General features: G+C 66.1%; 19 protein-coding genes. 8 read left to right on the top strand and 11 right to left on the bottom strand.

Annotated features, from left to right (window positions below; translation table 11 throughout):
- Window positions 1-6: 6 nt before the first annotated feature.
- The 3 genes from hslU to phaR form a co-directional block, all read right to left on the bottom strand.
- Window positions 7-1,305 (bottom strand): ATP-dependent protease ATPase subunit HslU, encoded by a 1,299-nt coding sequence (gene hslU, locus SSA01S_RS07730; RefSeq protein ID WP_061779923.1) that lies wholly within the window; start codon window positions 1,303-1,305, stop codon window positions 7-9.
- A 13-nt stretch (window positions 1,306-1,318) separates the two neighbouring features.
- Window positions 1,319-1,861, bottom strand: a complete 543-nt coding sequence (gene hslV / locus SSA01S_RS07725) for an ATP-dependent protease subunit HslV (protein ID WP_056437183.1) — start codon at window positions 1,859-1,861, stop codon at window positions 1,319-1,321.
- A gap of 300 nt (window positions 1,862-2,161) precedes the next feature.
- On the bottom strand, window positions 2,162-2,725 hold the full coding sequence (phaR, locus tag SSA01S_RS07720; RefSeq protein ID WP_058716409.1) for a polyhydroxyalkanoate synthesis repressor PhaR: 564 nt from the start codon (window positions 2,723-2,725) through the stop codon (window positions 2,162-2,164).
- A gap of 40 nt (window positions 2,726-2,765) precedes the next feature.
- Between phaR and SSA01S_RS07715 the strand changes: the two genes are divergently transcribed.
- From SSA01S_RS07715 to SSA01S_RS07705, 3 genes are all read left to right on the top strand, one after another.
- Entirely contained in the window at window positions 2,766-3,812 is a 1,047-nt protein-coding gene (locus SSA01S_RS07715) for an alpha/beta fold hydrolase (RefSeq protein ID WP_061779922.1), read from the top strand.
- A gap of 23 nt (window positions 3,813-3,835) precedes the next feature.
- Window positions 3,836-5,008, top strand: coding sequence for an acetyl-CoA C-acetyltransferase (locus SSA01S_RS07710; protein ID WP_061779921.1), 1,173 nt, complete (start codon window positions 3,836-3,838; stop codon window positions 5,006-5,008).
- A gap of 192 nt (window positions 5,009-5,200) precedes the next feature.
- Window positions 5,201-8,470: a TonB-dependent receptor domain-containing protein gene (locus tag SSA01S_RS07705; RefSeq protein WP_167348898.1), complete on the top strand. Its 3,270-nt coding sequence runs from the start codon at window positions 5,201-5,203 to the stop codon at window positions 8,468-8,470.
- 102 nt (window positions 8,471-8,572) lie between these two features.
- On the opposite strand, the gene alr is transcribed toward SSA01S_RS07705, so the two are convergent.
- The 7 genes from alr to SSA01S_RS07670 all read right to left on the bottom strand — a co-directional run bounded on the left by alr (window position 8,573) and on the right by SSA01S_RS07670 (window position 16,528).
- The gene (alr, locus tag SSA01S_RS07700) at window positions 8,573-9,601 is read right to left on the bottom strand and encodes an alanine racemase (RefSeq protein WP_061779919.1); all 1,029 of its coding nucleotides are present in this window, start codon (window positions 9,599-9,601) and stop codon (window positions 8,573-8,575) included.
- 405 nt (window positions 9,602-10,006) lie between these two features.
- Window positions 10,007-10,882: a 3-hydroxyisobutyrate dehydrogenase gene (gene mmsB / locus SSA01S_RS07695; protein WP_061779918.1), complete on the bottom strand. Its 876-nt coding sequence runs from the start codon at window positions 10,880-10,882 to the stop codon at window positions 10,007-10,009.
- 140 nt (window positions 10,883-11,022) lie between these two features.
- Window positions 11,023-11,799, bottom strand: coding sequence for an enoyl-CoA hydratase (locus SSA01S_RS07690; RefSeq protein ID WP_061779917.1), 777 nt, complete (start codon window positions 11,797-11,799; stop codon window positions 11,023-11,025).
- Between the two features lie 13 nt (window positions 11,800-11,812).
- Window positions 11,813-12,862, bottom strand: coding sequence for an enoyl-CoA hydratase/isomerase family protein (locus tag SSA01S_RS07685; protein ID WP_061779916.1), 1,050 nt, complete (start codon window positions 12,860-12,862; stop codon window positions 11,813-11,815).
- A gap of 127 nt (window positions 12,863-12,989) precedes the next feature.
- On the bottom strand, window positions 12,990-14,132 hold the full coding sequence (locus SSA01S_RS07680; protein WP_061779915.1) for an acyl-CoA dehydrogenase family protein: 1,143 nt from the start codon (window positions 14,130-14,132) through the stop codon (window positions 12,990-12,992).
- Between the two features lie 130 nt (window positions 14,133-14,262).
- Window positions 14,263-15,780 (bottom strand): CoA-acylating methylmalonate-semialdehyde dehydrogenase, encoded by a 1,518-nt coding sequence (locus SSA01S_RS07675; RefSeq protein ID WP_061779914.1) that lies wholly within the window; start codon window positions 15,778-15,780, stop codon window positions 14,263-14,265.
- A gap of 112 nt (window positions 15,781-15,892) precedes the next feature.
- A complete protein-coding gene (locus SSA01S_RS07670; RefSeq protein WP_061779913.1) occupies window positions 15,893-16,528 on the bottom strand; it encodes a YoaK family protein in 636 nt (211 codons plus the stop codon).
- Between the two features lie 117 nt (window positions 16,529-16,645).
- Between SSA01S_RS07670 and SSA01S_RS07665 the strand changes: the two genes are divergently transcribed.
- Entirely contained in the window at window positions 16,646-16,813 is a 168-nt protein-coding gene (locus SSA01S_RS07665) for a hypothetical protein (protein ID WP_156477708.1), read from the top strand.
- Between the two features lie 16 nt (window positions 16,814-16,829).
- On the opposite strand, the gene SSA01S_RS19470 is transcribed toward SSA01S_RS07665, so the two are convergent.
- Complete coding sequence (locus SSA01S_RS19470) at window positions 16,830-16,985, bottom strand: hypothetical protein (RefSeq protein ID WP_156477707.1); 156 nt, start codon at window positions 16,983-16,985, stop codon at window positions 16,830-16,832.
- A 277-nt stretch (window positions 16,986-17,262) separates the two neighbouring features.
- On the opposite strand from SSA01S_RS19470, the gene SSA01S_RS07660 reads away from it, so the two are divergent.
- From SSA01S_RS07660 to SSA01S_RS20270, 4 genes are read left to right on the top strand one after another with little or no spacing between them, the layout of a single operon-like run.
- Window positions 17,263-18,525 carry an efflux RND transporter periplasmic adaptor subunit gene (locus tag SSA01S_RS07660; RefSeq protein WP_061779911.1) on the top strand — a complete coding sequence of 421 codons (1,263 nt, stop codon included), beginning with the start codon at window positions 17,263-17,265 and terminating at the stop codon, window positions 18,523-18,525.
- A complete protein-coding gene (locus tag SSA01S_RS07655) occupies window positions 18,525-21,719 on the top strand; it encodes an efflux RND transporter permease subunit (RefSeq protein ID WP_061779910.1) in 3,195 nt (1,064 codons plus the stop codon). Before SSA01S_RS07660 ends, SSA01S_RS07655 begins: the two co-directional genes overlap by 1 nt.
- Window positions 21,716-22,897, top strand: coding sequence for an efflux transporter outer membrane subunit (locus SSA01S_RS07650; RefSeq protein WP_439951136.1), 1,182 nt, complete (start codon window positions 21,716-21,718; stop codon window positions 22,895-22,897). Before SSA01S_RS07655 ends, SSA01S_RS07650 begins: the two co-directional genes overlap by 4 nt.
- Complete coding sequence (locus SSA01S_RS20270) at window positions 22,846-23,139, top strand: TolC family protein (protein WP_501193776.1); 294 nt, start codon at window positions 22,846-22,848, stop codon at window positions 23,137-23,139. The genes SSA01S_RS07650 and SSA01S_RS20270 overlap by 52 nt, the downstream gene beginning before the upstream one ends.
- Window positions 23,140-23,185: the final 46 nt, after the last annotated feature.

Genomic DNA, 23,185 nt, shown 5'->3' with positions numbered 1-23,185 from the left:
CCCCCATCACAAAACGAACCGGCTCAAATCCGTATTGCGCGCCACCGCCGACAGCTGCTTGTCGACATAGGCCGCATCCACGACCAGCGTCGTCCCCTGCCGGTCCTCCGCCTCGAAGCTGATCTCCTCCAACAGCTTCTCCATCACCGTCTGAAGCCGCCGCGCGCCGATATTCTCGACCTGGCCGTTCACCTCGGCGGCGATCCGCGCGATCGCGGCGATGCCGTCCTCGGTGAAGGAAATCTCGACGCCCTCGGTGCCGATCAGCGCCTTGTACTGGGCAGGCAGCGACGCCTTGGTATCCGACAGGATTGCGACGAAATCGCCCTCGGTCAGCGCCTTCAGCTCGACCCGGATCGGCAAACGGCCCTGCAATTCGGGCAGCAAGTCCGACGGCTTGGCGACATGAAAAGCGCCGGACGCGATGAACAGGATATGGTCCGTCTTCATCGGGCCGTATTTGGTCGCGACCGTCGTCCCCTCGATCAGCGGCAGCAGGTCACGCTGCACACCCTCGCGGCTGACCGAGCCGCCGCGCACGTCCGATACCGCAATCTTGTCGATCTCATCCAGGAACACGATCCCGTTCGCCTCGGCATCGGCCAGTGCGGTGCGACTGACCTCGTCCTGATCGAGCCGCTTATCGGCCTCTTCCTCGACCAGCTTGGTCCAGGCGGCCGAGACGGTCACCTTGCGGCGCTTGAGCGGCTGGCCGCCGCCGAACGCCTTGCCCATCATTTCCGACAGGTTGATCATCTGCGACGCGGCGCCAGGAATCTCGAAAGGCGTGGCCTGGGCCTGCTCCAGTTCGATCTCGATCTCGGTCTGGTCGAGATGGCCGTCGCGGAAACGCTGGCGGAACGCCTCGCGCGTCGCCTGGCTCGAATCCTTGCCGACCAGAGCATCGAGCAGGCGGTTCATCGCCGCCTCTTCCGCCTTGTCCCTCACCGCGATGCGGCGGCGTTCCTTTTCCAAACGGATCGCTTCCTCGACCAGGTCGCGGGCGATCTGCTCGACGTCGCGGCCGACATAGCCGACCTCGGTGAACTTGGTCGCCTCGACCTTCACGAAGGGCGCATCGGCCAGCTTGGCCAGACGGCGGCTGATCTCGGTCTTGCCGCAGCCCGTGGGGCCGATCATCAGGATGTTCTTGGGCGTCACCTCGTCGCGCAGGTCCACGCCGAGACGCTGGCGACGCCAGCGGTTGCGCATGGCGACGGCGACGGCCCGCTTAGCGTCGGCCTGGCCGATGATGTGCGCGTCGAGCGCGGCGACGATCGCCTTGGGGGTCAACTGGTCGTTCATAGGAGCTTTCGGATTAGTTCGCGCCGTCGATGGCTTCGAGCGTGACGCGGTCATTGGTGTAGACACAGACATCGGCGGCGATCGCCATCGCCTTGCGCGCGATCGTCTCGGCATCCTGTTCATAATCGACGAGCGCACGCGCCGCCGCGAGCGCGTAATTGCCGCCGGAGCCAATCGCGCAGATGCCGTTCTCCGGCTCCAGCACGTCACCATTGCCGGTCAGGATCAGCGTCACATCCTTGTCGGCGACGATCATCATCGCCTCCAGGTTGCGCAGGAACTTGTCGGTCCGCCAGTCCTTCGCCAGCTCGACAGCGGCGCGCAGCAGCTGGCCGTTATGGCGCTCCAGCTTGGCCTCCAGCCGCTCGAACAGGGTGAAGGCATCCGCCGTCGCGCCCGCAAAGCCGCCGATGACCGAGCCGTCGCCCAAGCGCCGGACTTTGCGCGCATTGGGCTTCATGACCGTCTGGCCCATCGAAACCTGACCGTCCCCGGCCACCACCACCCGGCCGCCACGGCGTACCGAGCAAATCGTCGTGCCATGCCAGGTGGGCATGGCGTGTTCATTCCCGCTCATGCGCGGCGATATGGAGGTGGGTGGGCGTGGGTTCAATGGAGGGCACGCCCACCCTTACGCCCATTCGGCCCCAGCAACGTCCAAGGCCATGCCGCAAGCGCTCGCGCGCCGCCCATCTCATTCCTCCCCTGCAAGGGGAGGGGGACCAGCGAAGCTGGTGGAGGGGTGTCACAAATTGCGAGGGCAGCCCAACCTCTCAAGCCGGGACACCCCTCCGTCAGGCCTTCGGCCTGCCACCTCCCCTTGCAGGGGAGGAATGGAGGATTGAAGGATTGGAGTTTATTCCCCCAGCTTCTCGATCTTGTCCTTCAGCGCCGCCAGTTCGGCCTTCAGCGCCGCCATCTCGGCATCCTTGCTGGCGGCCGGGGCCGCTGGCGTCGGGGCGGGTGCCGCCGCGGGCGTCGCGGCCTTGAATCCTTGCGTCGCGGCCTCGAACATTGCCAGGTTACGCTTCGCCATGTCGGCGAACGGCGTGCCCGCAAATGCGCCTTCGACCGCCGACTTGAACTGTTCCTGGTTGCGGCGGAAGCTGTCCATCGACGCTTCCAGATAACCCGGCACCACCGCCTGCATCGAGTCGCCATACATCGAGATCAGCTGGCGCAGGAAATTCACCGGAAGCATCGTCTCGCCCCGGCTTTCCTCTTCCATGATGATCTGGGTCAGGACATTATGGGTAATGTCCTCGTCGGTCTTGGCGTCGACCACCTTGAAGTCGCGGCCCGCCCGGATCATCGCCGCCAGATGATCGAGCGTGATGTAGGAGGAGGTTTCGGTATTGTAGAGCCGCCGGTTCGCGTACTTCTTGACGATCACGATGCCGTCCGCCGCCTGCTTTTTCATCGAACCCCCGCCTTTCCTGATTTTGGTACAGCCTAACGCCATGGATTTCGCATCGCAACACAGTCCGCGCCCTTTACCGCTGTTCCTGGCGATGTTGCGCAGCGAGGCTGCGGAAAATCCCGATCTGGTGCAGCGCGCCATGGAAGGGTTGCGCCTGTTCCAGGCGGCCAAGCGAGAACGTCCCATGCGCGCCCTGCCGGTGCGTCGCCGCCGGGGCCGGGTGGCCCTGCGCGATGCGGGAGGAGAAGGGCGACCGGTCCTGTTCATCCCCTCGCTGATCAACCCGCCCTCGATCCTCGACCTGTCCCGCGACCGCTCGCTGATCCGCTGGATGCGGGAACAAGGTTGCCATGTCTGGCTGGTCGATTGGGGCACGCCCAGCGCGAAGGATCGGGACATCGGCGTCGCGGGCCATGTCGAGCGCTTCCTCCTCCCCCTGATCGCGTGCCTGCCGCAGCCGCCGGTGCTGGTCGGCTATTGCCTGGGCGGGACGCTCGCCATGGCCGCCGCCGCGCGGATCAGGGTAGCCGGGCTCGCCGCCATCGCCGCGCCGTGGCACTTTACCGGCTATGGCGAGGAAGCGCGCGCCGCGATGGCCGCGCAATGGGCGGCGATCAAGCCGACCTCCGAACTGCTCGGGATGGTGCCCATGGAGGCGTTGCAGGCGGGCTTCTGGCGGCTCGACCCAGGCCGGACCATCGCCAAATATGCGGCCTTCGCCGATCTCGAGCCCGGCAGCGAGGCCGCGCGCCGCTTCATCCGGCTGGAGGATTGGGCCAATCAGGGTGCCCCCCTGCCCCACGCCTTTGGGCTGGAACTATTCGAGCAACTGATCGCCCAGGACCGTCCCGGACAGGGACAATGGCGGGTCGCGGGCGATGTCGTCACACCATCGCAATGCGACGCCCCTAGCGTCGAATTCGTCGCCTCCGCCGACCGGATCGTCCCCGCCGCTACCGCCATCGGTTTGCCCGACCGGCGAGCGGGGGGCACGGGCCATGTCGGCATGGTCGTCGGCGGGCGGGCGCAGGAACAGCTCTGGCAGCCATTGGCCGACTGGATCACCGCGCTGCCCGCGCCTAGATAGAGTGTGAGTTGAGAGGAGCCTTCATGACCGAGATCGTCATTACCGCCGCCAAGCGTACCCCCGTGGGCAGCTTCCTGGGCGCCTTTGCCGCTACGCCCGCGCACGAGCTGGGCCGGGTGGCGATCACCGCCGCGCTCGAACAGGCGGGCATCAAAGGCGAAGACGTGTCCGAGGTCATCCTCGGCCAGGTGCTGACCGCCGCGCAAGGGCAGAACCCCGCCCGTCAGGCGTCGATGGCGGCCGGCATTCCCAAGGAAGTCCCCGCCTACGGCGTCAACCAAGTCTGCGGATCGGGCCTGCGCGCGGTCGCGCTGGGCATGCAGGCGATCGCCAATGGCGACGCGACCATCGTCGTCGCGGGCGGTCAGGAGTCGATGTCGCTCTCGCCCCACGCCCAGACGATGCGCGGCGGCACGAAGATGGGCCCGCTGACCATGGTCGACACCATGGTCCATGACGGCCTGACCGACGCCTTTGCCGGTTATCACATGGGCATCACCGCCGAGAATCTCGCCGAGCAATATCAGGTCACCCGCGACGAGCAGGACCAGTTCGCCGTCCGCTCGCAGAACCTGGCCGAAAAGGCACGTGGCGAAGGCCGCTTCAAGGACGAGATCGCACCGGTCACCATCAAGGGTCGCAAGGGCGAGACGGTCGTCGCCGACGACGAATATATCCGCGCCGGTGCGACCATCGAGAGCGTGTCGGGCGTCCGCCCGGCCTTCAAGAAGGACGGCACGGTCACGGCCGCCAACGCCTCGGGCCTGAACGACGGCGCTGCCGCCATCGTGCTGATGAGCCGCGAGGAAGCCGAGAAGCGCGGTGCGCCGGTTCTTGCGACGATCAAGAGCTGGGCCTCGGCGGGCGTCGACCCGTCGGTCATGGGCATCGGCCCCGTCCCCGCCACCAAGCGCGCGCTGGAAAAGGCGGGCTGGACCGTCGGCGACCTCGACCTGATCGAAGCCAACGAAGCCTTCGCCGCGCAGGCGCTGTCGGTCGGCAAGGAACTGGGCTTCGATCCCGAAAAGGTCAACGTCAACGGCGGCGCCATCGCGCTGGGCCACCCAATCGGCGCCAGCGGCGCGCGGGTGCTCACGACTCTGATCTACGAAATGCAGAAGCGCGACGCGAAGAAGGGTCTCGCGACCCTGTGCATCGGCGGCGGCATGGGCATCGCCATGTGTGTTGAGCGGTAAATACACTGCTTTGTGAAAGTTTCGTAATTAACGTTTGGATTGCAGGGATGTGTCGAAGCTGTCACATCCCTGCAACATCGATGGCGGTTTTTTTATTGCGCAGCGCATGAGCGCTTGTTTTCAGGTCAGAAATTTCTTTCCCTTGGATGAACGGACATGAACGATCCGTCATAACGGGGGTAAAGAATGAATATGCGTACCCTGCTGGGCGCCTCTGCGCTGGCCAGCACTCTGGTTCTCCTGCCGACCACGACCTTCGCGCAGACCAGCCCGCAGACCGCCACCTCGACCACGGCACCGGCGGTTCAGGAAGAGGATGCTGACACCACGTCCCAGGCTGCACAGCCGGGCAATCGTAGCGGCGACGGCGACGTCGTGGTCACCGGATCGCGCATTCGCCTGACCAACAAATTTGACGCGGCGATTCCCGTCGAGTCTATCAACGCCGCCGAACTGCTGGGCACACGTGGCGACATTGCGCTGGGCGATGCGGTCAGCCAGCTGCCGCAGCTGCGCAGCACCTTTACTCAGGCAAACTCGACCGGCTCGATCGGTACGGCGGGCATCAACCTGCTCGACCTTCGCGGCCTCGGCACCGCGCGTACGCTGACCCTGGTCAACGGTCGCCGCGTCGTCACCGCCGTTCCGGGCAGCTATACCCCCGACGTCAACACTATTCCGTTCGACCTGGTCGACGGCATCGAGATCGTCACCGGCGGTCAGTCGGCGGTCTATGGCTCGGACGCCATTGCGGGTGTCGTCAACTTCAAGTTGAAGCGCGATTTCGAGGGCACTCGTCTGCGCGCGCAGAGCGGCGTCACCAGCTATGGCGATCGCGGCACCTATCTGATCAGCGGCGTTACCGGCGCGAACTTTGCCGAGGGCCGGTTCAACCTGACCGTCTCGGCTGAATATTCCAAGAGCAACCCGGTCTTCTACGACCAGCGCGACTATCTGGGCGCCTATGGCGGCACTCCGGCCTTCATCAACTCGCAGATTACAAACGCGCCGAACCGCAACTTCGACGGTATCCCCAACACCGCGTTCGTGCCGCGCGGCAGCGTGTTCAGCAACCGCTCGATCGGCGGCTCCGTCATCACGACCTGCCCGACCACGGCGACCGCCGCCAATGCGGCGCAACGTGCGGCGGTTTGTACCGGCCAGAACTCGCCGACCGGCAGCCCGATCGCGTATACCTATATCTTCCAGCCCAACGGTTCGCTGCTAAAGGACTCGCCGAGCACGACGGGTCTGGTCGACAACCGCGCCATTGGCGGCGGCGTGCTCTTTGGCGGGGGCGCCAGCGGCGTCGAAGGCGCGATGCTGATGCCCGGCCTGGACCGCTTCTTGGCGAATATTCTGCTCAACGGCGACATTTCGCCTGCCTTCAAGCCGTTCGTCGAGTTCAGCTTCGCCAAGATCAAGGCCACGCAGCAGTCGACCCAGCCGAGTTTCACCGGCGGCACGCTGACCAACGTGTTCAGCGTCAACAATCCGTTCCTGACGAACGATGCGCGCTCGACGCTTACCACCATCCTGGGACCGACCGCGACGTCGTTCCAGCTCAACCGCTTCAACAACGATCTGGGCACCCGCGCCGAATTCCATGACCGCAAGACCTATCGCGGCGTCATCGGGGTTCGCGGCGACATCGTGCCGTCGGGGGATCTGTATTATGAAGTCGCGGGCAATTACGGCCGCACCGAAAACTTCTACCGCACCGGCGGCAACGTCCTGCTCGCCAACTATGCCCGGGCAGTCAACGCGGTGGTGGCTCCGGCCGGCTATACCGGTTCTAACTTCGTGCTGAACTCGCGCGGGCAGCGGGTGATCTGTGCGGTCAACGCCAATCCCGCGACCGCCGATCCCAACTGCGTACCGTTGAACCTTTTCGGCCAGAATGCGGCCGATCCGCGCGCAACCAACTACATCACCTATACCTCGACCCGGAACCAGTGGGCCGAAGAGATCAATGCGACCGCGTTCATCTCGGGCAACACCCGCTCGTTCTTCAACCTGCCGGGCGGCCCCGTCTACTTCGTGCTGGGCGGCGAATATCGTCGTGAAGACGCCTTCTCGGGCCAGGACCCGGTCACCGCGTCGGGGGCGACCTTCCTGAACCCGGCGGCGACCTTCGATCCGCCGGCGGTCAACATCAAGGAAGCGTATGGCGAACTTCGCCTGCCGCTGCTCGCCAACATCCCGTTCATCAAGGAACTGAGCGTCGAGGGTGCGGGCCGTATTTCCGACTATGGCGGCAACACCGGTTCGGTCTGGGCGTGGAATGCTGGCGTGATCTGGGCGCCGGTCAGCGACCTGCGCTTCCGCGCCAGCCTGTCGCGTTCGGTGCGAGCACCGAACCTGAGCAACCTGTATGCCTCGCAGTCGCAGACCTTCGTCAGCATCGCCGATCCCTGCGACCAGCCCGGCGGCAACAATGCCAGCAATAACATCACGTCGAACCCGAACCGCGCCCGTAACTGCGCCGCGGCCGGGATTCCTACCACCATCACCTTCACTGATCCGACGACCGGTGCACAGCTGATCCGGCCATGGACCAACCAGTCGCCGTCGACGATTCCGGGCGTCAATCAAGGCAATATCGGCCTGACCCCCGAAGTCGGCAACAGCTTCACGCTGGGCCTGATGTATCAGCCGCAACAGGTGCGTGGCCTGACCATCAAGGTTGACTATTACAATGTACGGGTGAAGAACGTGATCTCGGGCCTGACCGGCCAGCAGATCGTCAACCGTTGCTATGACGACACCAACGGCATCAACAACCCGTTCTGCGCCGCGGTCTTCCGTCGCCAGTCGGCCGATCCCGTCCAGAACTACACGTTCCTGGGTCAGACCGGCCGCACCATCGACCAGTCGCAGTTCCAGTTCGATCGTTCGGGCAACGGCATCAGCTTTATCAACCAGCCGTTCAACTTCGCGGCCCTGAAGACGAACGGCATCGACTTCGACGTGCAATATGCGAAGCGGTTCAGCGAGAACGCCTCGCTCAACGCCAGCTTCACGGCCAGCTATATCATCAACCGCCTGAACTATGCCTATATTGCCGAGCCAGGCCGTTATGACCGTCTGAACAGCACGCTGGGCGATCCCAACTGGCAGGCACGTTTCAACATCAACGGCAAGGTCGGCCTGATCGATTTTGGCTATACTGCGCGTTACGTCGGCAAGCAGATCGTCTCGAGCCTGTCCTACGAGACGTTCTTCGCGTCGCAGGGCCGCCCGGCGCTCAACCCGGATGCCCGGCCGTTCGTCTATTACAGCCCGATCGTCTATCATGACGCGCGCATCGGCGTGAACGCGACGGACAAGTTCCGCCTGTACTTCGGCGTGGACAACATCACCAACCAGCTGCCACCTTACGACCTGACCGGCACCGGCAGCGACGCGATTTATCCGAACATCGGCCGCTTCCTGTACGCGGGCGTCGAGGCACGGTTCTGATCGTGATCTAAACGATGCTTAAAGGGCCGCCTCGACATGAGGCGGCCCTTTTTTTGTGCTCGCATGAATGCTGAAATGGTCCGGCTTTTGGCAGCGGGCGCATTACCCCCGCCCGAAACGCTGGCCCAAGCCCGTCAGCAGCTCATATTGCGACACGCCCGACAGGGTAGATGCCTGGGCCAAGTCGTAATCCATCGCCAGCCAGTCGCCCTCGGCCAGGTCGGGTCGGGCGGAGACGTCGATAGCCGTCAGGTCCATCGACACGCGACCGATCACTGGCAGGCTCTCGCCCTCGAGCAAGGCGACGCCAAGCCCCGATAGCGCGCGGCGATAGCCGTCGGCATAGCCCAGATTGACGATCGCGACCTGCGTCTCGACAGGGGCGGTCCAGGTCGCGTTATAGCCCACCGTCTCGCCCGCAGGCACCTGGCGGCGCTGAAGAATCTGCGCTTCGGGCCGGGCAACCTGTCGCAGATGCGCGGCCATGTCGGGACGGGGCACCCCGCCGTACAGCGCCAGTCCCGGCCGGGTCAGATCGAAATGATAGTCTTCACCCAGCCCGATCCCCGCCGAATTGGCGAGACTCATACGGCGAGCGGTGGTGCGCCCTTTCAGACCGGCAAAGGCGGCCAGCTGGCGCGCGTTCATCGGCACATCTTCATCCGCACAGGCGAGGTGACTGAGCAGCGTGTCGATCTCCAACCCGTCGAGCAAGCCTTCGGCGACGGCGTCCACCGACACGCCCAGCCGGTTCATGCCGGTATCGACCATCACATCGCACGCGCCGCCGCCGCTCTCGCGCCAGCGGGCGATCTGTTCGGGCGTGCTGAGCGCAGGCCGGGCAACACCGGCTTTCGCCGCCGCCATGTCCTCTTGCCGAAGGCCATGCAGCACGCAGAGGCTCAGCCCCAGCGGCGCGAGCGCCAGCGCCTCGGCCCAGCTGGCGACGAAGAAATCGCGGCATCCCGCATCAGCCAGCGTCTCGGCGACCAACGTCGCGCCCAGGCCATAGCCATTCGCTTTCACCGCCGCGCCGCACGCCGCACGCCCGCTCAACCGGTCGAGCGCCTGCCAGTTGGCAACAAGCGCATCACGGTCGACGCGCAGGCGAAGAGGGGCAGAGATATCCATCACCCTCCCGGCTTTAGGCCGCATTGCTAGGTGGGAAAAGGCAGGTTCGGCTATTCGCGTCTTTCCCTGGGCATCTCCGCTGCATTCGGCCTCACCCATGTCGAAGGCCGAAAGCTTTAAGCTGTTTCAGGTTCGCGCAGAGGCGCAGAGGACGCAGAGCAGTTCCACCAAACCTTCAAAAACCCCGCCTTTACAAAGGTTCGGGTCCCGTTACGGCGGGCGAGCAAGCTAGACACGCCATCCTCGCTTCCGGCACGATACAGAAATGGTAGACCGTCTCTGCGTCCTCCGCGCCTCTGCGCGAACCTCATCCCCCGGCCCTTCGACTTCGGCGTGATGTACCGAAATTCGTCCTGAAAGCGTGACTCGCCAGCCCGTCACAGGGCTCAGCCTGAAAGAAGGAGTTCAGCGCAGGGTGCGAATGATCCCGGAGAAATCGACCGGCGGCTGCCCCTCACCAACGAACGCGGTGTAGAGTTCGGCCGCCCGTTCGCCCATCGGTGTCGTCGCGCCCGCGTCCTGTGCCGCCTGCATCGCCAGCTTGAGGTCCTTGAGCATCAGTGCCGCCGCGAAGCCGCCCTGATAGTCGTGATCGGCGGGCGTCTCCGGTCCGACGCCGGGGACCGGGCAATATTTGGTCATCGACCAGCTCTGCCCCGACGACACCGAGGCGATGTCGTAAAAGGTCTGCGCCTCCAGCCCCAGCTTCTCGGCCAGCACGAAAGCTTCGCATGTCGCGATCATCGTCGCGCCGAGGAGCATGTTGTTGCAGATCTTCGCCGCCTGGCCTGCGCCATTGCCACCCGCATGGATCACCGCCTGGCCCATGGCGGACAGGAAGGGCTCGGCGCGCGCGAACGCCTGTTCCGAGCCGCCGACCATGAAGGTCAGCGTCCCCGCCTTGGCCGCCGCTATCCCGCCAGAGACGGGGGCATCGACCGCCATCATGCCCTTTCCTCCCGCCGCCTCGGCGACGCGGCGGGCGGTGGCGACATCGATGGTCGAGCAATCGATCAGGATCGCGGAGGGCGGCGCGGCCACAAACACCGCATCGGCATAGACTCGCTCGACATGGGTTCCGGCGGGCAGCATGGTCACGACCGCTTCCACGCCGTCCATCGCCGCGACGGCGCTGTCGACGGGCAGGCACCCGGCCGCCTTGGCCGCCGCCAGCGCGTCCGCCGACAGGTCGAAGGCGCGGACGTCATGTCCCGCCTTCGCCAGATTGGCGGCCATCCCGCCGCCCATATTGCCCAGGCCGATAAAGGCGATCCGTGCCATGATGCTCTCCTAATCTTCTATCTTTTTTAGCCCCTCCCGCAGGCGGGAGGGGTTTGGGGAGGGCATGGGGTCTCACCGAGCCTGTTGCTTGCGGCCTCGCCCTCCCCCATCCCATCCCGTTTACGGGAGGGGCGTGAGACTCAATTACCGGTCCAGTTGGGGCTACGCTTCTCGACAAACGCCGCCATGCCTTCCTTCTGGTCGGCCGATCCGAACAGGCCGTGGAACAGGCGACGCTCGAACTGCACGCCCTGCGCCAGCCCCATATCGAAGGCGGCGTTGACCATCTCCTTATTGGCCTTGACCGCGATCGGGGCCATGCCCGCGATGGTAGCGGCGGTCTTCAGCGCCTCCTCGACCAGATCGGCGGCGGGGATGATACGGGCGACAAGGCCCGAACGTTCGGCTTCCTCGGCGTCCATCATCCGGCCGGTCAGGCACATCTCCATCGCCTTGGCCTTGCCGACCGCATGGGCCAAACGCTGCGACCCGCCCATGCCCGGCGTCACGCCCAGCTTGATCTCGGGCTGGCCGAACTTGGCGGTGTCGGCGGCGAGGATGAAGTCGCACATCATGGCCAGCTCGCACCCGCCGCCCAGCGCATAGCCCGCGACTGCTGCGATGATGGGTTTGCGCGTGCGGGTGAAGTCATCCCAGCCGGTGAAATGGTTGCCGCCGTACATGGCGGCGAAGTCCATCTCCTGCATTTCCTTTATGTCCGCCCCCGCCGCGAAGGCCTTGGGCGACCCGGTGATGACGGCGCAACGCTGTTCGGGATCGGCGTCATAGGCGCGCATCACGTCCAGCAGCTCCGCCAGCAGCTCGGCATTGAGTGCGTTCAGCGCCTGGGGCCGGTTGAGCGTGACCAGGGTCACCGCCTCGCGGCGCTCGACGATCAGGGTGTTATAGTCGGTCATGCGGGCGTCCTTCTCAGCGGTCGGTAGGAGTCCAGGCCTGCCCGTCGGGCATGGGGGCAAAGATATGGTCGATCATCGTGTCGGTCACGCCCTCGGGCGTGGCGGGGTCCCAGCGCGGCGCATTGTCCTTGTCGACGATCAGCGCGCGGACGCCCTCGACGAAATCGGGGCGCTGGACGACGCGGGAGGCGACGCCGTATTCGCGGCGCATCTCATCGGCGAAGTCGGTGGTGAGTTTCCCCTCGCGCAGCAGACGCAGCGACACCTTGCAGGCCTGCGGCGATTTGGTGCGCAGCACAGCGAGTTGCTGCGCAGCCCATTCGCCGTCGTCTGCTTCCAATGCGGCGATGATTTCTTCCAGCGTATCGGCGGCGAACAGCCGGTCGATCTCGGCGGCATGCGCCATGATCTTCGCGTCCGGCGCGGGGGCCGACAGCCGGTCGAGCGTTGCCGCGATCTCCTGCGGCGCGGCGATGATGGCGGCCTTGGCCTCGTCCAATGCGGAAGCGGACAGATAATGGGTGGCCAGCCCCAAGGCATGCGCCTCCACCCCGTCGAGCCGGTGGCCGGTCAGCGCGAGGAACTCGCCCATCCGCCCGGGCAGACGCGAGAGATACCAGCCACCGCCGACATCGGGGAACAGGCCGATCCCGGTCTCCGGCATGGCAAAGCGGGTGTTCTCGGTCGCGACGCGGAAGCGGGCGGGTGCCGAGACGCCGACGCCGCCGCCCATGGTGATGCCGTCCATGAAGGCGACGATCGGCTTGGCATAGGTGAACAACCGATGGTTCATCCGGTACTCGGCATGGAAGAAACCCCGCGCCGCCTCACCATCGCTCGCGCCGCTTTCCGCCAACAGGCGGATGTCGCCCCCTGCGCAAAAGCCGCGCCCCTCGGCATGGTCGATGATGACCGCCTCGACCGACAGGTCACCGCGCCAGTCCTCCAGCGCGGCCAGCACGCCCTCGCACATCTCGCGGGTCAGCGCGTGGATCGCCTTGGGTCGGTTGAGCCGCAGCCGCCCGACCGGGCCTTCGCGGGTGACGATCAGGTCTTGGGTCATGCCCGTCCTTCTACCTTCTTCGACCCCGGCGGAGGCCGGGGCCCAGATGCCGCGCATTACGTGGCGCGCCACCGGCCGGTTGGCAACTGGACCCCGGCCTTCGCCGGGGTGGTGCCAAGGGTGGATCTCAGTCCTTCAACAAGTCCCGCCCCACGATCATCCGCATCACCTGGTTCGTGCCCTCCAGGATCGAATGCACACGCAGGTCGCGCCAGAAGCGCTCGATCGGATAGTCCATCAGATAGCCATAGCCGCCATGCAGCTGGAGCGCGCGGTCGACCACCGACGAACCGGTGTCGGTCGCCAGCCGCTTGGCCATCGCCGCAAACCGCGTCTTGTCCGGCGCATTGGCGGTCACCTTGGCGGCAGCGAGATAGAGTAGCGCGCGCGCCGCCTCCAACTCGGTCGCCATGTCGGCGAGGGTGAACTGCGTGTTCTGGAACTCGGCGATCGCCTTGCCGAACTGGCGGCGGTCCTTCACATAAGCAACCGCCTCGTCCAGGCAGCGCTGCGCGCCCCCCAGCGAGCAGGCGCCGATATTCAGCCGCCCGCCGTCCAGCCCCATCATGGCGATGCGGAAGCCCTCGCCCTCCGCGCCCAGCCGGTTGGCGACCGGCACGCGGACATGGTCGAACATCACCTGCCGCGTCGGCTGCGAATGCCAGCCCAGCTTGCGCTCGTTTGCGCCGAACGAGACGCCGGGGGTGTCCTTGTCGATCACCAGGCAGGAAATGCCCTTCGGCCCGTCCTCGCCGGTGCGGACCATGGTGACGTACACCTCGTTCTCGCCGCCGCCCGAGATGAACTGCTTGGAGCCGGAGACGATGTAATCATCGCCGTCGCGGACCGCGCGGGTCTTCAGCGCGGCAGCGTCGGAGCCCGAACCCGGCTCGGTCAGGCAATAGCTCGCCATGCGCTCCATGGTGACGAGGTCGGGCAGGTAGCGCCCCTTTACATCCGCATCGCCGAACCGGTCGATCATCCACGACGCCATATTGTGGATCGAGACGAAGGCCGAGGTCGAGGGACAGCCATAGGCCATCGCCTCCATGATCAACGCCGCTTCCAGCCGCCCGAGCGCGATGCCGCCGGATTCTTCCGAGACGTAAATGGCGGCGAAGCCGAGTTCGGCGGCTTCCTTGATCGTGTCGCGGGGGAAGATGTGCTTCTCGTCCCACTCGCCTGCGAACGGCGTGATGCGGTCGGCGGTGAAGCGGCGTGCCAGTTCCTGGATCTCGCGCTGCTCGTCGGTGAGGTCGAATTGGGTCATCGGTCGGTCTCGTCCTGTTAAGCCCCTCCCGCAGGCGGGAGGGGTTTGGGGAGGGCAGGGAGTCTCACAGAGACCGTCGCTTGCGGCCTGCCCTCCCCCATCCCCTCCGGTAAACGGGAGGGGCGTGCTGTTACGCCATCGTCGGGATTACGAAGACGTTGCCACCATCGGGCGAGCCATCCGGCCAGCGCTGGGTCACCGTCTTGACCTTAGTCCAGAAGCGGACACCCTCCATGCCATGCTGGTTCACGTCGCCGAACGCGGACCGCTTCCAGCCGCCAAAGCTGTGATACGCCACCGGCACCGGGATCGGCACGTTGATGCCGACCATGCCCACCTCGACGCGCGCCGCGAACTCGCGCGCGGCGTGGCCGTTGCGGGTGAAGATCGCGACGCCGTTGCCATATTGATGCTCGCTGGGCAGGCGGACCGCCGTCTCGAAATCGGGCGCGCGGACGATCTGGAGGACGGGGCCGAAGATTTCCTCCTTGTAGCTCTGCATGGCGGGCGTCACCCGGTCGAACAGCGACGGGCCGATGAAGAAACCCTCCTCATAGCCCTGAAGCTGGAAGCCGCGCCCGTCGACTACCAGCTCGGCGCCTTCGTCGACTCCGGTCTGAATCCAGTCCTCGACCCGTTTCTTGTGCGCGGCATTTACCACCGGCCCGTAATGCGCTTGGTCGTCGGTCGAGACGCCGACCCGCAAAGCGTCGATCGCGGGGATCAGCTTTTCGCGTAAGCGGTCCGCCGTCTTGTCCCCGACCGGCACCACCACGGGCAGCGCCATGCACCGCTCGCCCGCCGAGCCGAAGGCCGCGCCCGACAAATCGGCGACCACTTGGTCCAGATCGGCGTCGGGCATGACAATGCCGTGGTTCTTCGCGCCGCCCATCGCCTGGACACGCTTGCCCGCCTCGACGCCGCGCCGATACACATAATGGGCGATGTCGGACGAGCCGACGAAGCTGACCGCGCTGATCGCCGGATGGTCGAGGATTGCGTCGACCATCGCCTTGTCGCCATGCACGACCTGAAGGATGCCCTCCGGCGCGCCCGCTTCGCGCATCAGTTCGGCGAGGCGGACGGGGACCGACGGGTCGCGCTCGGACGGCTTCAGAATGAAGGCGTTGCCGCAGGCGATGGCGACGCCGAACATCCACATCGGGATCATCGCGGGGAAGTTGAACGGCGTGATGCCTGCCCCGATGCCCAGCGGCATCCGCATCGAATAGACGTCGATGCCCGGCCCTGCGCCTTGCGTATATTCGCCCTTCAGCGCGTGGGGGATACCGCAGGCGAACTCGATCACCTCCAGCCCGCGCTGGATGTCTCCTCGCGCGTCGGCGATCACCTTGCCATGTTCGGAGGAGAGCAAATGCGCCAGCGCATCCATATTCTGCTCGACCAGTTCCTTGAACCGGAACATCACCCGCGCCCGGCGCTGCGGATTGGTCGCGGCCCAGCCGGGTTGCGCGGCTTGCGCGGCGGCGACGGCACGTTCCAGCAGTGCGGCATCGCCCAGCATCACGCGGGCCTGCACCTGGCCGCTATTGGGGTCGAAGACATCGCCCGAGCGCCCCTCGGGGCGGGGTCCGGCGGCGTCGGTTGCGGCTTGGCCGCCGGCAACCAAATGGTCGATCACGCGCATATACTCTCCTGTTCCGGGTCTGATGCCCGACTCTTTCGCTTGTAATTATATTGCTCGGACGTGAAATCCAAGATGGGTCGGGCAAAAAGCGGCCAAGCCGCCCTGGCGCACGTCAGATCGCGGGGCGGAACCGCCATGCGACACCCGCCGCGACCAGCGCCGCCGCCGAGGCCGCGAACAGGGCCGCCGTGCCCCAGACGGGAAAGGCCCATGCGCCCAGCCCCGCGCCGATGAAGAAGCTGGTCCACAACAACAGATAGGGCACCCAGTCCCAGCGCCGCCGCCCGGCGATCATCTGCGCCAGATGCTGGCCGATCTTGACCAGCGTGCCCGTCATATAGGTGACGCCGATGCTGACCTCGCCGCCACGCTCGAAGGTCGCGTTGGCCGCCCCCATCGCCACCACCATGGCGGGCGCGGTCGCATCACCCCACCCAGCCACGCAGCCCAGCAGTAGCGCGACGAACAGCAGGACCAGCGCCTGCCCCGCCACCGGCCAGATCAGGCGGACGAGCGTGCCCACCACGACTCCACCGACGAATAGGATCAGCAAGGTGGCCAAGATGCCCGCCCCACCCGGCATGTCGCCGAAGGGAGATGCCAGCCGCACCGCCAGCATCGTTCCGTTTCCGCTCATGAACGAGACGAAATAGCCGCCCAGTTTCTGAAAACCGATGGCATCGACATAGCCCGCCAGCAGGGCAAGGCCTGCCGCCAGAGGCCAGCTACGTCGATCGGATCGGATCATGCCCGCCCCTTATCAGGGTCGCAGGCGGCATGACCACTGGTGATCGAGCGAATAAACCGATCCCGCATGGATCGGACCGACCGTCCGGGCGTTCAGGCGGCTCGTGGAGGGGATGTGATGGCAGGCGCTTTGGTGGAAATCTGGCTGACCGTCTCGGCGCTGTCATCACTGATAATCATCATGATCGCACTGGGTCACAGCGACATGCGGCGCGAACGCCGCCTGCGGCCCCGCCCCCTTCGCCGCCGCGCACCGATCGCGCGGTCACGACGCGCCCGGCTATAACGCCGCGTCGGTAATCTCAGAACAGATGAAGCAACCGGTCGAGCAGGCCGGGGCGCCGCGAGCGCATTGCCATGTACCGCGCCCGATCCTCTGCCGCACGGCGATACAGGGCATCCAGACGCTCTTCGCGCGGCATATCCGAAATACGCGGCGGCGGCATGTGACTGGCCATCGAACCTTACCCCCAAGGTATTGGTGAAACGTTCCAAATCAACGACGAATCGCTACTTTCGTTCCCAGCGCGTGACAAAGCGGTCATCCGTTCGTCGCAACCCTCATGCCCTCGTCACGACGGGCAATCGGGCCAAAAACAGGCGCATCGGTCAAACCGACGCCCTTCTTCGGCAGCGCAACATGAACGTCTCGTAAGATTTCCGTAAGCGGTGGGTCAGGCCACAGCCCCTATCGCCCGGTGCCAATATTCCAGCCTCTCGCGCCGAAAGAAGCCGATGCACGTCAATCCTGCCGACGAAACGCTGCCCGAAACCCGCCGTCTGTCCTCGGGCCAGCAATGGCGCTGGGTGGGAATCGCCGCCGCCGTGGTGATCGGCGTGCTGATCCTGATCACGGTCATCGGCAAGCTGACCCACAAGGAAGAGGTGCCGCCGCCCCCGCCGCCGCCCGGCACGCTGCGCCTGTCCAAGGACCAGCTGGATGCAATGCCGACGATGCGTGTCGGGCTGGGGGCCTCGGGCGACCAGACCATGGCGACGGGCGCGATCACCGTCGACGGCACCCGTTCGACCCCCGTGCTGATGCCCTATGCGGGCCAGGTGGTGCGCGTGCTGGCCGATGCTGGCCAGGTGGTGCGTCAGGGTCAGCCGCTGCTCCTCATCAAGACCAGCGATTTCGTCGACGCCCGCTCGGGCCTCTTCTCGGCGCGCGCGGCGTACCAGAACGCGCAGGCACAGCTGGTCGCGGCGCAGCGCAACGCCGACCGCCAGCAGCAAATCTATGAGACCGCCGGCGGCGCGCTGAAGGATTATCAGCAGGCCAAGGCCGACCTCGCCGCCGCACAGGCGACCGCGCGCACCGCCGCCGCCTCGCTGGGCGCCGCGCGCGACAAGCTGGCGATCCTCGGCAAGTCGCAGGGCGAGATCAACCGGCTGGAGCATGTCGGCGAAGTCTCCGGCATCCACGACATCACCACGCTGCATGCGCCGATCAGCGGCGTGATCGCCTCGCGCGATGTCGCTGCCGGGCAATATGTCTCGCAGGGCGGCGACAAGCCGGTGATGACCATCACCGACCCCTCGCGCGTCTGGCTGGTCGCGCAGGTGGCCGAGAGCGATGCCGAGAATGTCCGCGTCGGCGATCCGGTCGAGGTGACGACCCCCGCCGTGCCCGGCCGCGTCTTCCACGCCACCATCGATCTGGTCGGCGCCGCGCTCGACCCGCAGACCCACCGCCTGCCCGTCCGCGCCTCCATCCCCAACCCGGACAAGGCGCTGAAGCCGCAGATGTTCGCCAGCTTCGCGATCAAGCATCTGAACGCGGGCGAGGCGATCCGCGTGCCCGCCGCCGCCGTCATCCATGAAGGCGACACCGCGCGCGTCTGGATCATGCGGCCCGACGGCCTGCTGGTCGCGCGCGATGTGCAGACCGGCGACTCGGCGAACGGCCTGGTCACCATCACCTCGGGCCTGAAGCCGGGCGAGAAGATCGTCACGTCGGGCGCGCTGTTCGTCAACGAAGCGGGGATCGGCGAATAATGAACCGCATCGTCGACTTTGCGCTGCGTCAGCGACTGCTGATCGTCGGCCTGTTCTTTTCGATGATCGTCGCTGGCGTCATCGGCTTCATCAACCTGAATATCGAGGCCTATCCCGACCCGGTTCCGCCGATGGTCGAGGTCATCACCCAGACCCAAGGCCTGTCGGCCGAGGAGATGGAGCGCAACGTCACCATCCCGATCGAGGTACAGATGGCGGGCATCCCGCACCTGACCGCGATCCGCGCGATCAGCCTGTTCGGCCTGTCGGACATCAAGATCCAGTTCACCTACGACTATACCAACGAGCAGGCGCGCCAGCAGGTCATCAACCGCCTGTCGCAGCTACCGCCGCTGGCAGGTGGCGCGCAGCCGACGCTGTCGCCGACCTCGCCGGTGGGTGAAATCTATCGCTACCGCATCGCCGCGCCCAAGGGCTATTCGGTGATGGACCTGAAGACGCTGCAGGACTGGGTGCTCCAGCGCCGGTTCAAGCGGATTCCGGGCGTGATCGACGTGACCGGCTGGGGCGGCAAGCTGCGCGCCTATGACGTAGTGATCGACCAGAACCGGCTGAACGCCCACGGTGTCACCGTGGCGCAGGTGCTGGCGGCGCTGTCCAAGAGCGACGGCAATGTCGGCGGCCAGACGATCAACTTCGGCGAACAAGCCGCGATCGTGCGCGGCATCGGCCTGATCCAGTCGCCCGACGCGATCCAGAACGTGCTGGTCGGCCAGGCGGGCGGCGCGCCCGTGCTGATCAAGGACGTGGCGACCGTGAAGGTCGGCAACGCGCCCCGCATGGGCATCGCCGGGTATAATAACGACGACGACATCGTGCAGGGCATCGTCCTGATGCAACGCGGCGCCCAGTCGATGCCGACGATCAAGGCCGTGCAGGCCGAGGTCGCCAACATCAACGACAGCGGCGTGCTGCCCCCCGGCGTCCATCTGGAGCGGATCTATGACCGCTCCGACCTGATCAACCTGACCATCCACACCGTCATGGAAAACATGGTGGTCGGCATCCTCCTGATCTTCGCGCTGCAGTGGCTGTTCCTCGGCAATCTGCGCTCGGCGATCATCGTGGCGGCGACCATCCCCTTCGCGCTGGCCTTCGCGATCCTGATCCTGGTGTTGCAGGGGGAGAGTGCGAATCTGTTGTCGGTCGGTGCGCTGGACTTCGGCCTGGTGGTCGATGCCTGCGTCATCATGGTGGAGAATATCTTCCGCCACATGGTCGAACGCTCCGCCGCCGTGGAGAATGGCCAGGGCCGCTATACCCTGGCCAGCCGTTTCGGCGCGGTGCTGGGCGCCTCGTCGGAGGTCAGCCGCGGCATCTTCTTCGCCGCTGCCATCATCATCGCCAGCTTCCTGCCGCTGTTCACCCTGACCGGCGTGGAAGGCCACATCTTCGGCCCGATGGCCAAGACCTATGCCTATGCGATCAGCGGCGGCCTGCTCGCGACCTTCACGGTCGCGCCGGTGCTCGCCACGCTGCTGCTGCCGGACAAGCTGGCCGAGACCGAGACGTTCATCGTCGGCAAGCTGCGGGCCGTCTACGAACCCGCCGCGTCCTTCGCGCTGCGCAACAAGATCGTGACGATCGGCGGTGCGGTGCTGATGATGGGTCTGGCGGTCGTCGGCGTGCGCTCGCTGGGCATCGAGTTCCTGCCGCACCTCGAAGAAGGCAATATGTACATCCGCGCCACCCTCCCCTCCTCGATCAGCCTGGAGGCGGGCGAGAAGGTGACGAACGAGGTGCGCAAGATCATCGCGTCCTATCCGGAGACCACGGCGGTCCTGTCCGCCCATGGCCGCCCGGATGACGGCACCGACGCGACCGGCTTCTTCAACGTCGAGTTCTTCGTGCCGCTCAAGCCCTTCGACACCTGGCCGAGCGGCATGACCAAGGAGAAGCTGATCGACGAACTGTCGACCCGGCTCGCCAAGAAATACCCCGGCGTCGACTTCTCCTTCTCGCAGATCATCGAGGATAACGTCGAGGAAGCCGCCTCGGGCGTGAAGGGCGCCAATTCGATCAAGCTGTTCGGCCCCGACCTGGTCACGCTGGAAAAGCTGGCCAACCAGATCAAGGCGCAGATGGCCAAGGTGAAGGGCATCGAGGATCTCGGCGTGTTCGAGATCCTGGGCCAGCCGACCGTGCGGATCGACGTCGACCGCGCCAAGGCCGCCCGCTATGGCCTGACGCCCGACGACATCAACCAGACGGTCGCCGCCGCCATCGGTGGCCAGTCGTCCGCCGACCTGTACGAACCCGGCACCGACCGCCACTTCCCGATCATCGTGCGGTTGCAGCCGACCCAGCGCGACTCGCTGGAATCGGTGCGCAACATCACGATCGGCGCGCCCAGCCCCGACGGCAACGGCACGATCCAGGTGCCGCTGTCCGAGGTCGCCAACGTCAAGCTGACCACCGGTGCGTCGTTCATCTATCGCGAGCATCAGGAGCGGTACGTGCCGATCAAATTCTCGGTGCGCGGCCGCGACCTGGGCGGCGCGGTCGAGGAGGCGCGGGCGCGGATCAACCAGAATGTCCACCTGCCGCCGGGCTATCACCTGGAATGGGCGGGCGAGCTGGATAACCTGAAGAACGCCATCGCCCGTCTGGAGATCGTGGTGCCGATCAGCCTCGTGCTCATCCTGCTGCTGCTCTATGCGAATTTCGGCTCGATGCGCGACAGCCTGCTCGCCTTCTCGGCGATCCCGATGGCGATCGTGGGCGGCGTGCTGGCGCTGGCCCTGACCGGCACGGCGTTCAGCATCTCGGCGGCGATTGGCTTCGTCGCGCTGTTCGGCATTGCGGTGATGGACGGGATTCTGGTCGTCACCACCTTCAACAACGCGATCGACGAGGGTGCGCCGCGTGAGAATGCGCTGGCCACCACCGTCAAGAACAGCCTGCGCCCGGTCGTCATGACCTGTCTGGTCGCCGCGATCGGCCTGCTGCCCGCAGCTCTCTCGCACGGCATCGGCAGCCAGGTGCAGAAGCCGCTCGCGCTGGTCGTGGTCGGCGGCATGACGCTGGCTCCGCTGCTGATCCTGCTGGTCCTGCCGGTGCTCATCAGCCGCTATTCGACGCGCCTGCCGCTGTCGCAGCGCAAGAAGAAGCATGATCCGATGGTCGACGACCAGGACGATCCCACCACTCCTGAATCCGGGGTTCCGGCATGAAGCGTTTCCTGACCCTGCCGCTGCTGGCCTGCGTCTCGGCCTGTGCAGTCGGCCCACATGATCTGGACGCCCATGCCAGCCTGCCGCCCATGGCTCCCGCGCCGGTCATTGCCCCGGCGACCGGCCCGGCGCAGAGCATGTCGGCGAGCGTCACGCCCGAATGGTGGCACGCCTTCGGCAATGCCCAGCTCGACGCGCTGGTCTCCGAGGCGCTGGCGCATAACAACGATGTGGGCGTCGCCGAAGCCTCTCTGCGGCAGGCCCAGGAACAGGCGCGTTCGACACGCGGCTCGCTGCTCTTCCCGCAAGGCAGCCTGAACTATCAGGCGCAGCGTACCCGCGTGTCGAACGCGCTGTCCCCGGCGGTCGCGGATCAGAACCAGCAGCTCTATACGCTGCACACCGCGCAGGTCAGCGTGTCCTATGACGTCGATGCGTTCGGCGGCAACCGGGCGCAGGTCCGCTCCGCCGCCGCGCGGGCCGAGGTGCAGCGGCATCAGTTGGACGCCGCGCGGATGACGGTGGCGGCCAACCTCGTCACCGCCCTGATCGAACGGGCGAGCCTGGCCGAGCAGGTCGCCGCCGCGCAGACCGCGATCCAGGTCAACCGCGATATCCTGGGCGCGCTGCAACAGCGGCAGCGGCTGGGCGCGGTGGGGGCGTCCGACGTCGCGCAGCAACAGGCCGCGCTCGCCAATGCCGAAGGGGCCCTGCCCCCGCTCGTCCGCGCCGAAGCGGCGCAACGCACCGTCATCGCGACGCTGATCGGCCGCCCGGCGGGCTCGGCCCTTCCGCCGCTGCCCGAACTGTCACAGCTGACCCTGCCGACCGAGCTGCCCGCCATCGTCCCGTCCGAGCTGGTCCACCGCCGCCCCGACGTGCTGGCGGCGGAGGCACAGTTGCAGGGCGCAGGCGCGGATGTCGGCGCCGCCATCGCCGCGCGCCTGCCCAGCATCCAGCTATCGGCCAATGCCGGTGGCTCGGCGCAGAATTTCGGCGACATGTTCAAGAGCGGCAACCCCTTCTGGGCACTGCTCGGCGGCATCACCCAGCCGCTGTTCCACGCCAATGCGCTGCGCCATCAGCAAAAGGCGGCGGAAGCGGCGCTGGACGGGGCGAAGGCACAATATCGCCAGGCGGTGCTCCACAGGCGTTCGGCAATGTCGCGGACTCGCTGACCGGCCTGTCGACCGACGCCCAGGCGCTGGACGCGGCGCAGCGGGCCAGCAATGCGGCGGGCCAGGCGCTGACCTTCGCGCGGCGACAGCTGGCGCTGGGCGATGTGGGAACGCTGCAACTGCTGAACGCCACCGCGACGGACGCGCAGGCCCGGTCGCAGCTGATCCAGGCCAAGGCGGCGCGGATGACCGATACGGTCGCGCTGTTCCAGGCCGCCGGGGGGCCGGTTACGGGATCGTGAGGGTTTGGGGGGGCCTTGGATACCCGCCCCAAATCCGCCCCTATGT

The organism is Sphingomonas sanguinis NBRC 13937 (genome assembly GCF_001591005.1).
Classification (GTDB): domain Bacteria; phylum Pseudomonadota; class Alphaproteobacteria; order Sphingomonadales; family Sphingomonadaceae; genus Sphingomonas; species Sphingomonas sanguinis.
This window is presented reverse-complemented; position numbering and strand designations above follow the sequence as displayed.

Coding starts and splice junctions, on each gene's coding strand:
- hslU (WP_061779923.1), bottom strand. CDS start 1,305: ATGAACGACCAGTTGACCCCCAAGGCGATCGTCGCCGCGCTCGACGCG.
- hslV (WP_056437183.1), bottom strand. CDS start 1,861: ATGCCCACCTGGCATGGCACGACGATTTGCTCGGTACGCCGTGGCGGC.
- phaR (WP_058716409.1), bottom strand. CDS start 2,725: ATGAAAAAGCAGGCGGCGGACGGCATCGTGATCGTCAAGAAGTACGCG.
- SSA01S_RS07715 (WP_061779922.1), top strand. CDS start 2,766: ATGGATTTCGCATCGCAACACAGTCCGCGCCCTTTACCGCTGTTCCTG.
- SSA01S_RS07710 (WP_061779921.1), top strand. CDS start 3,836: ATGACCGAGATCGTCATTACCGCCGCCAAGCGTACCCCCGTGGGCAGC.
- SSA01S_RS07705 (WP_167348898.1), top strand. CDS start 5,201: ATGCGTACCCTGCTGGGCGCCTCTGCGCTGGCCAGCACTCTGGTTCTC.
- alr (WP_061779919.1), bottom strand. CDS start 9,601: ATGGATATCTCTGCCCCTCTTCGCCTGCGCGTCGACCGTGATGCGCTT.
- mmsB (WP_061779918.1), bottom strand. CDS start 10,882: ATGGCACGGATCGCCTTTATCGGCCTGGGCAATATGGGCGGCGGGATG.
- SSA01S_RS07690 (WP_061779917.1), bottom strand. CDS start 11,799: ATGACCGACTATAACACCCTGATCGTCGAGCGCCGCGAGGCGGTGACC.
- SSA01S_RS07685 (WP_061779916.1), bottom strand. CDS start 12,862: ATGACCCAAGACCTGATCGTCACCCGCGAAGGCCCGGTCGGGCGGCTG.
- SSA01S_RS07680 (WP_061779915.1), bottom strand. CDS start 14,132: ATGACCCAATTCGACCTCACCGACGAGCAGCGCGAGATCCAGGAACTG.
- SSA01S_RS07675 (WP_061779914.1), bottom strand. CDS start 15,780: ATGCGCGTGATCGACCATTTGGTTGCCGGCGGCCAAGCCGCAACCGAC.
- SSA01S_RS07670 (WP_061779913.1), bottom strand. CDS start 16,528: ATGATCCGATCCGATCGACGTAGCTGGCCTCTGGCGGCAGGCCTTGCC.
- SSA01S_RS07665 (WP_156477708.1), top strand. CDS start 16,646: ATGGCAGGCGCTTTGGTGGAAATCTGGCTGACCGTCTCGGCGCTGTCA.
- SSA01S_RS19470 (WP_156477707.1), bottom strand. CDS start 16,985: ATGGCCAGTCACATGCCGCCGCCGCGTATTTCGGATATGCCGCGCGAA.
- SSA01S_RS07660 (WP_061779911.1), top strand. CDS start 17,263: ATGCACGTCAATCCTGCCGACGAAACGCTGCCCGAAACCCGCCGTCTG.
- SSA01S_RS07655 (WP_061779910.1), top strand. CDS start 18,525: ATGAACCGCATCGTCGACTTTGCGCTGCGTCAGCGACTGCTGATCGTC.
- SSA01S_RS07650 (WP_439951136.1), top strand. CDS start 21,716: ATGAAGCGTTTCCTGACCCTGCCGCTGCTGGCCTGCGTCTCGGCCTGT.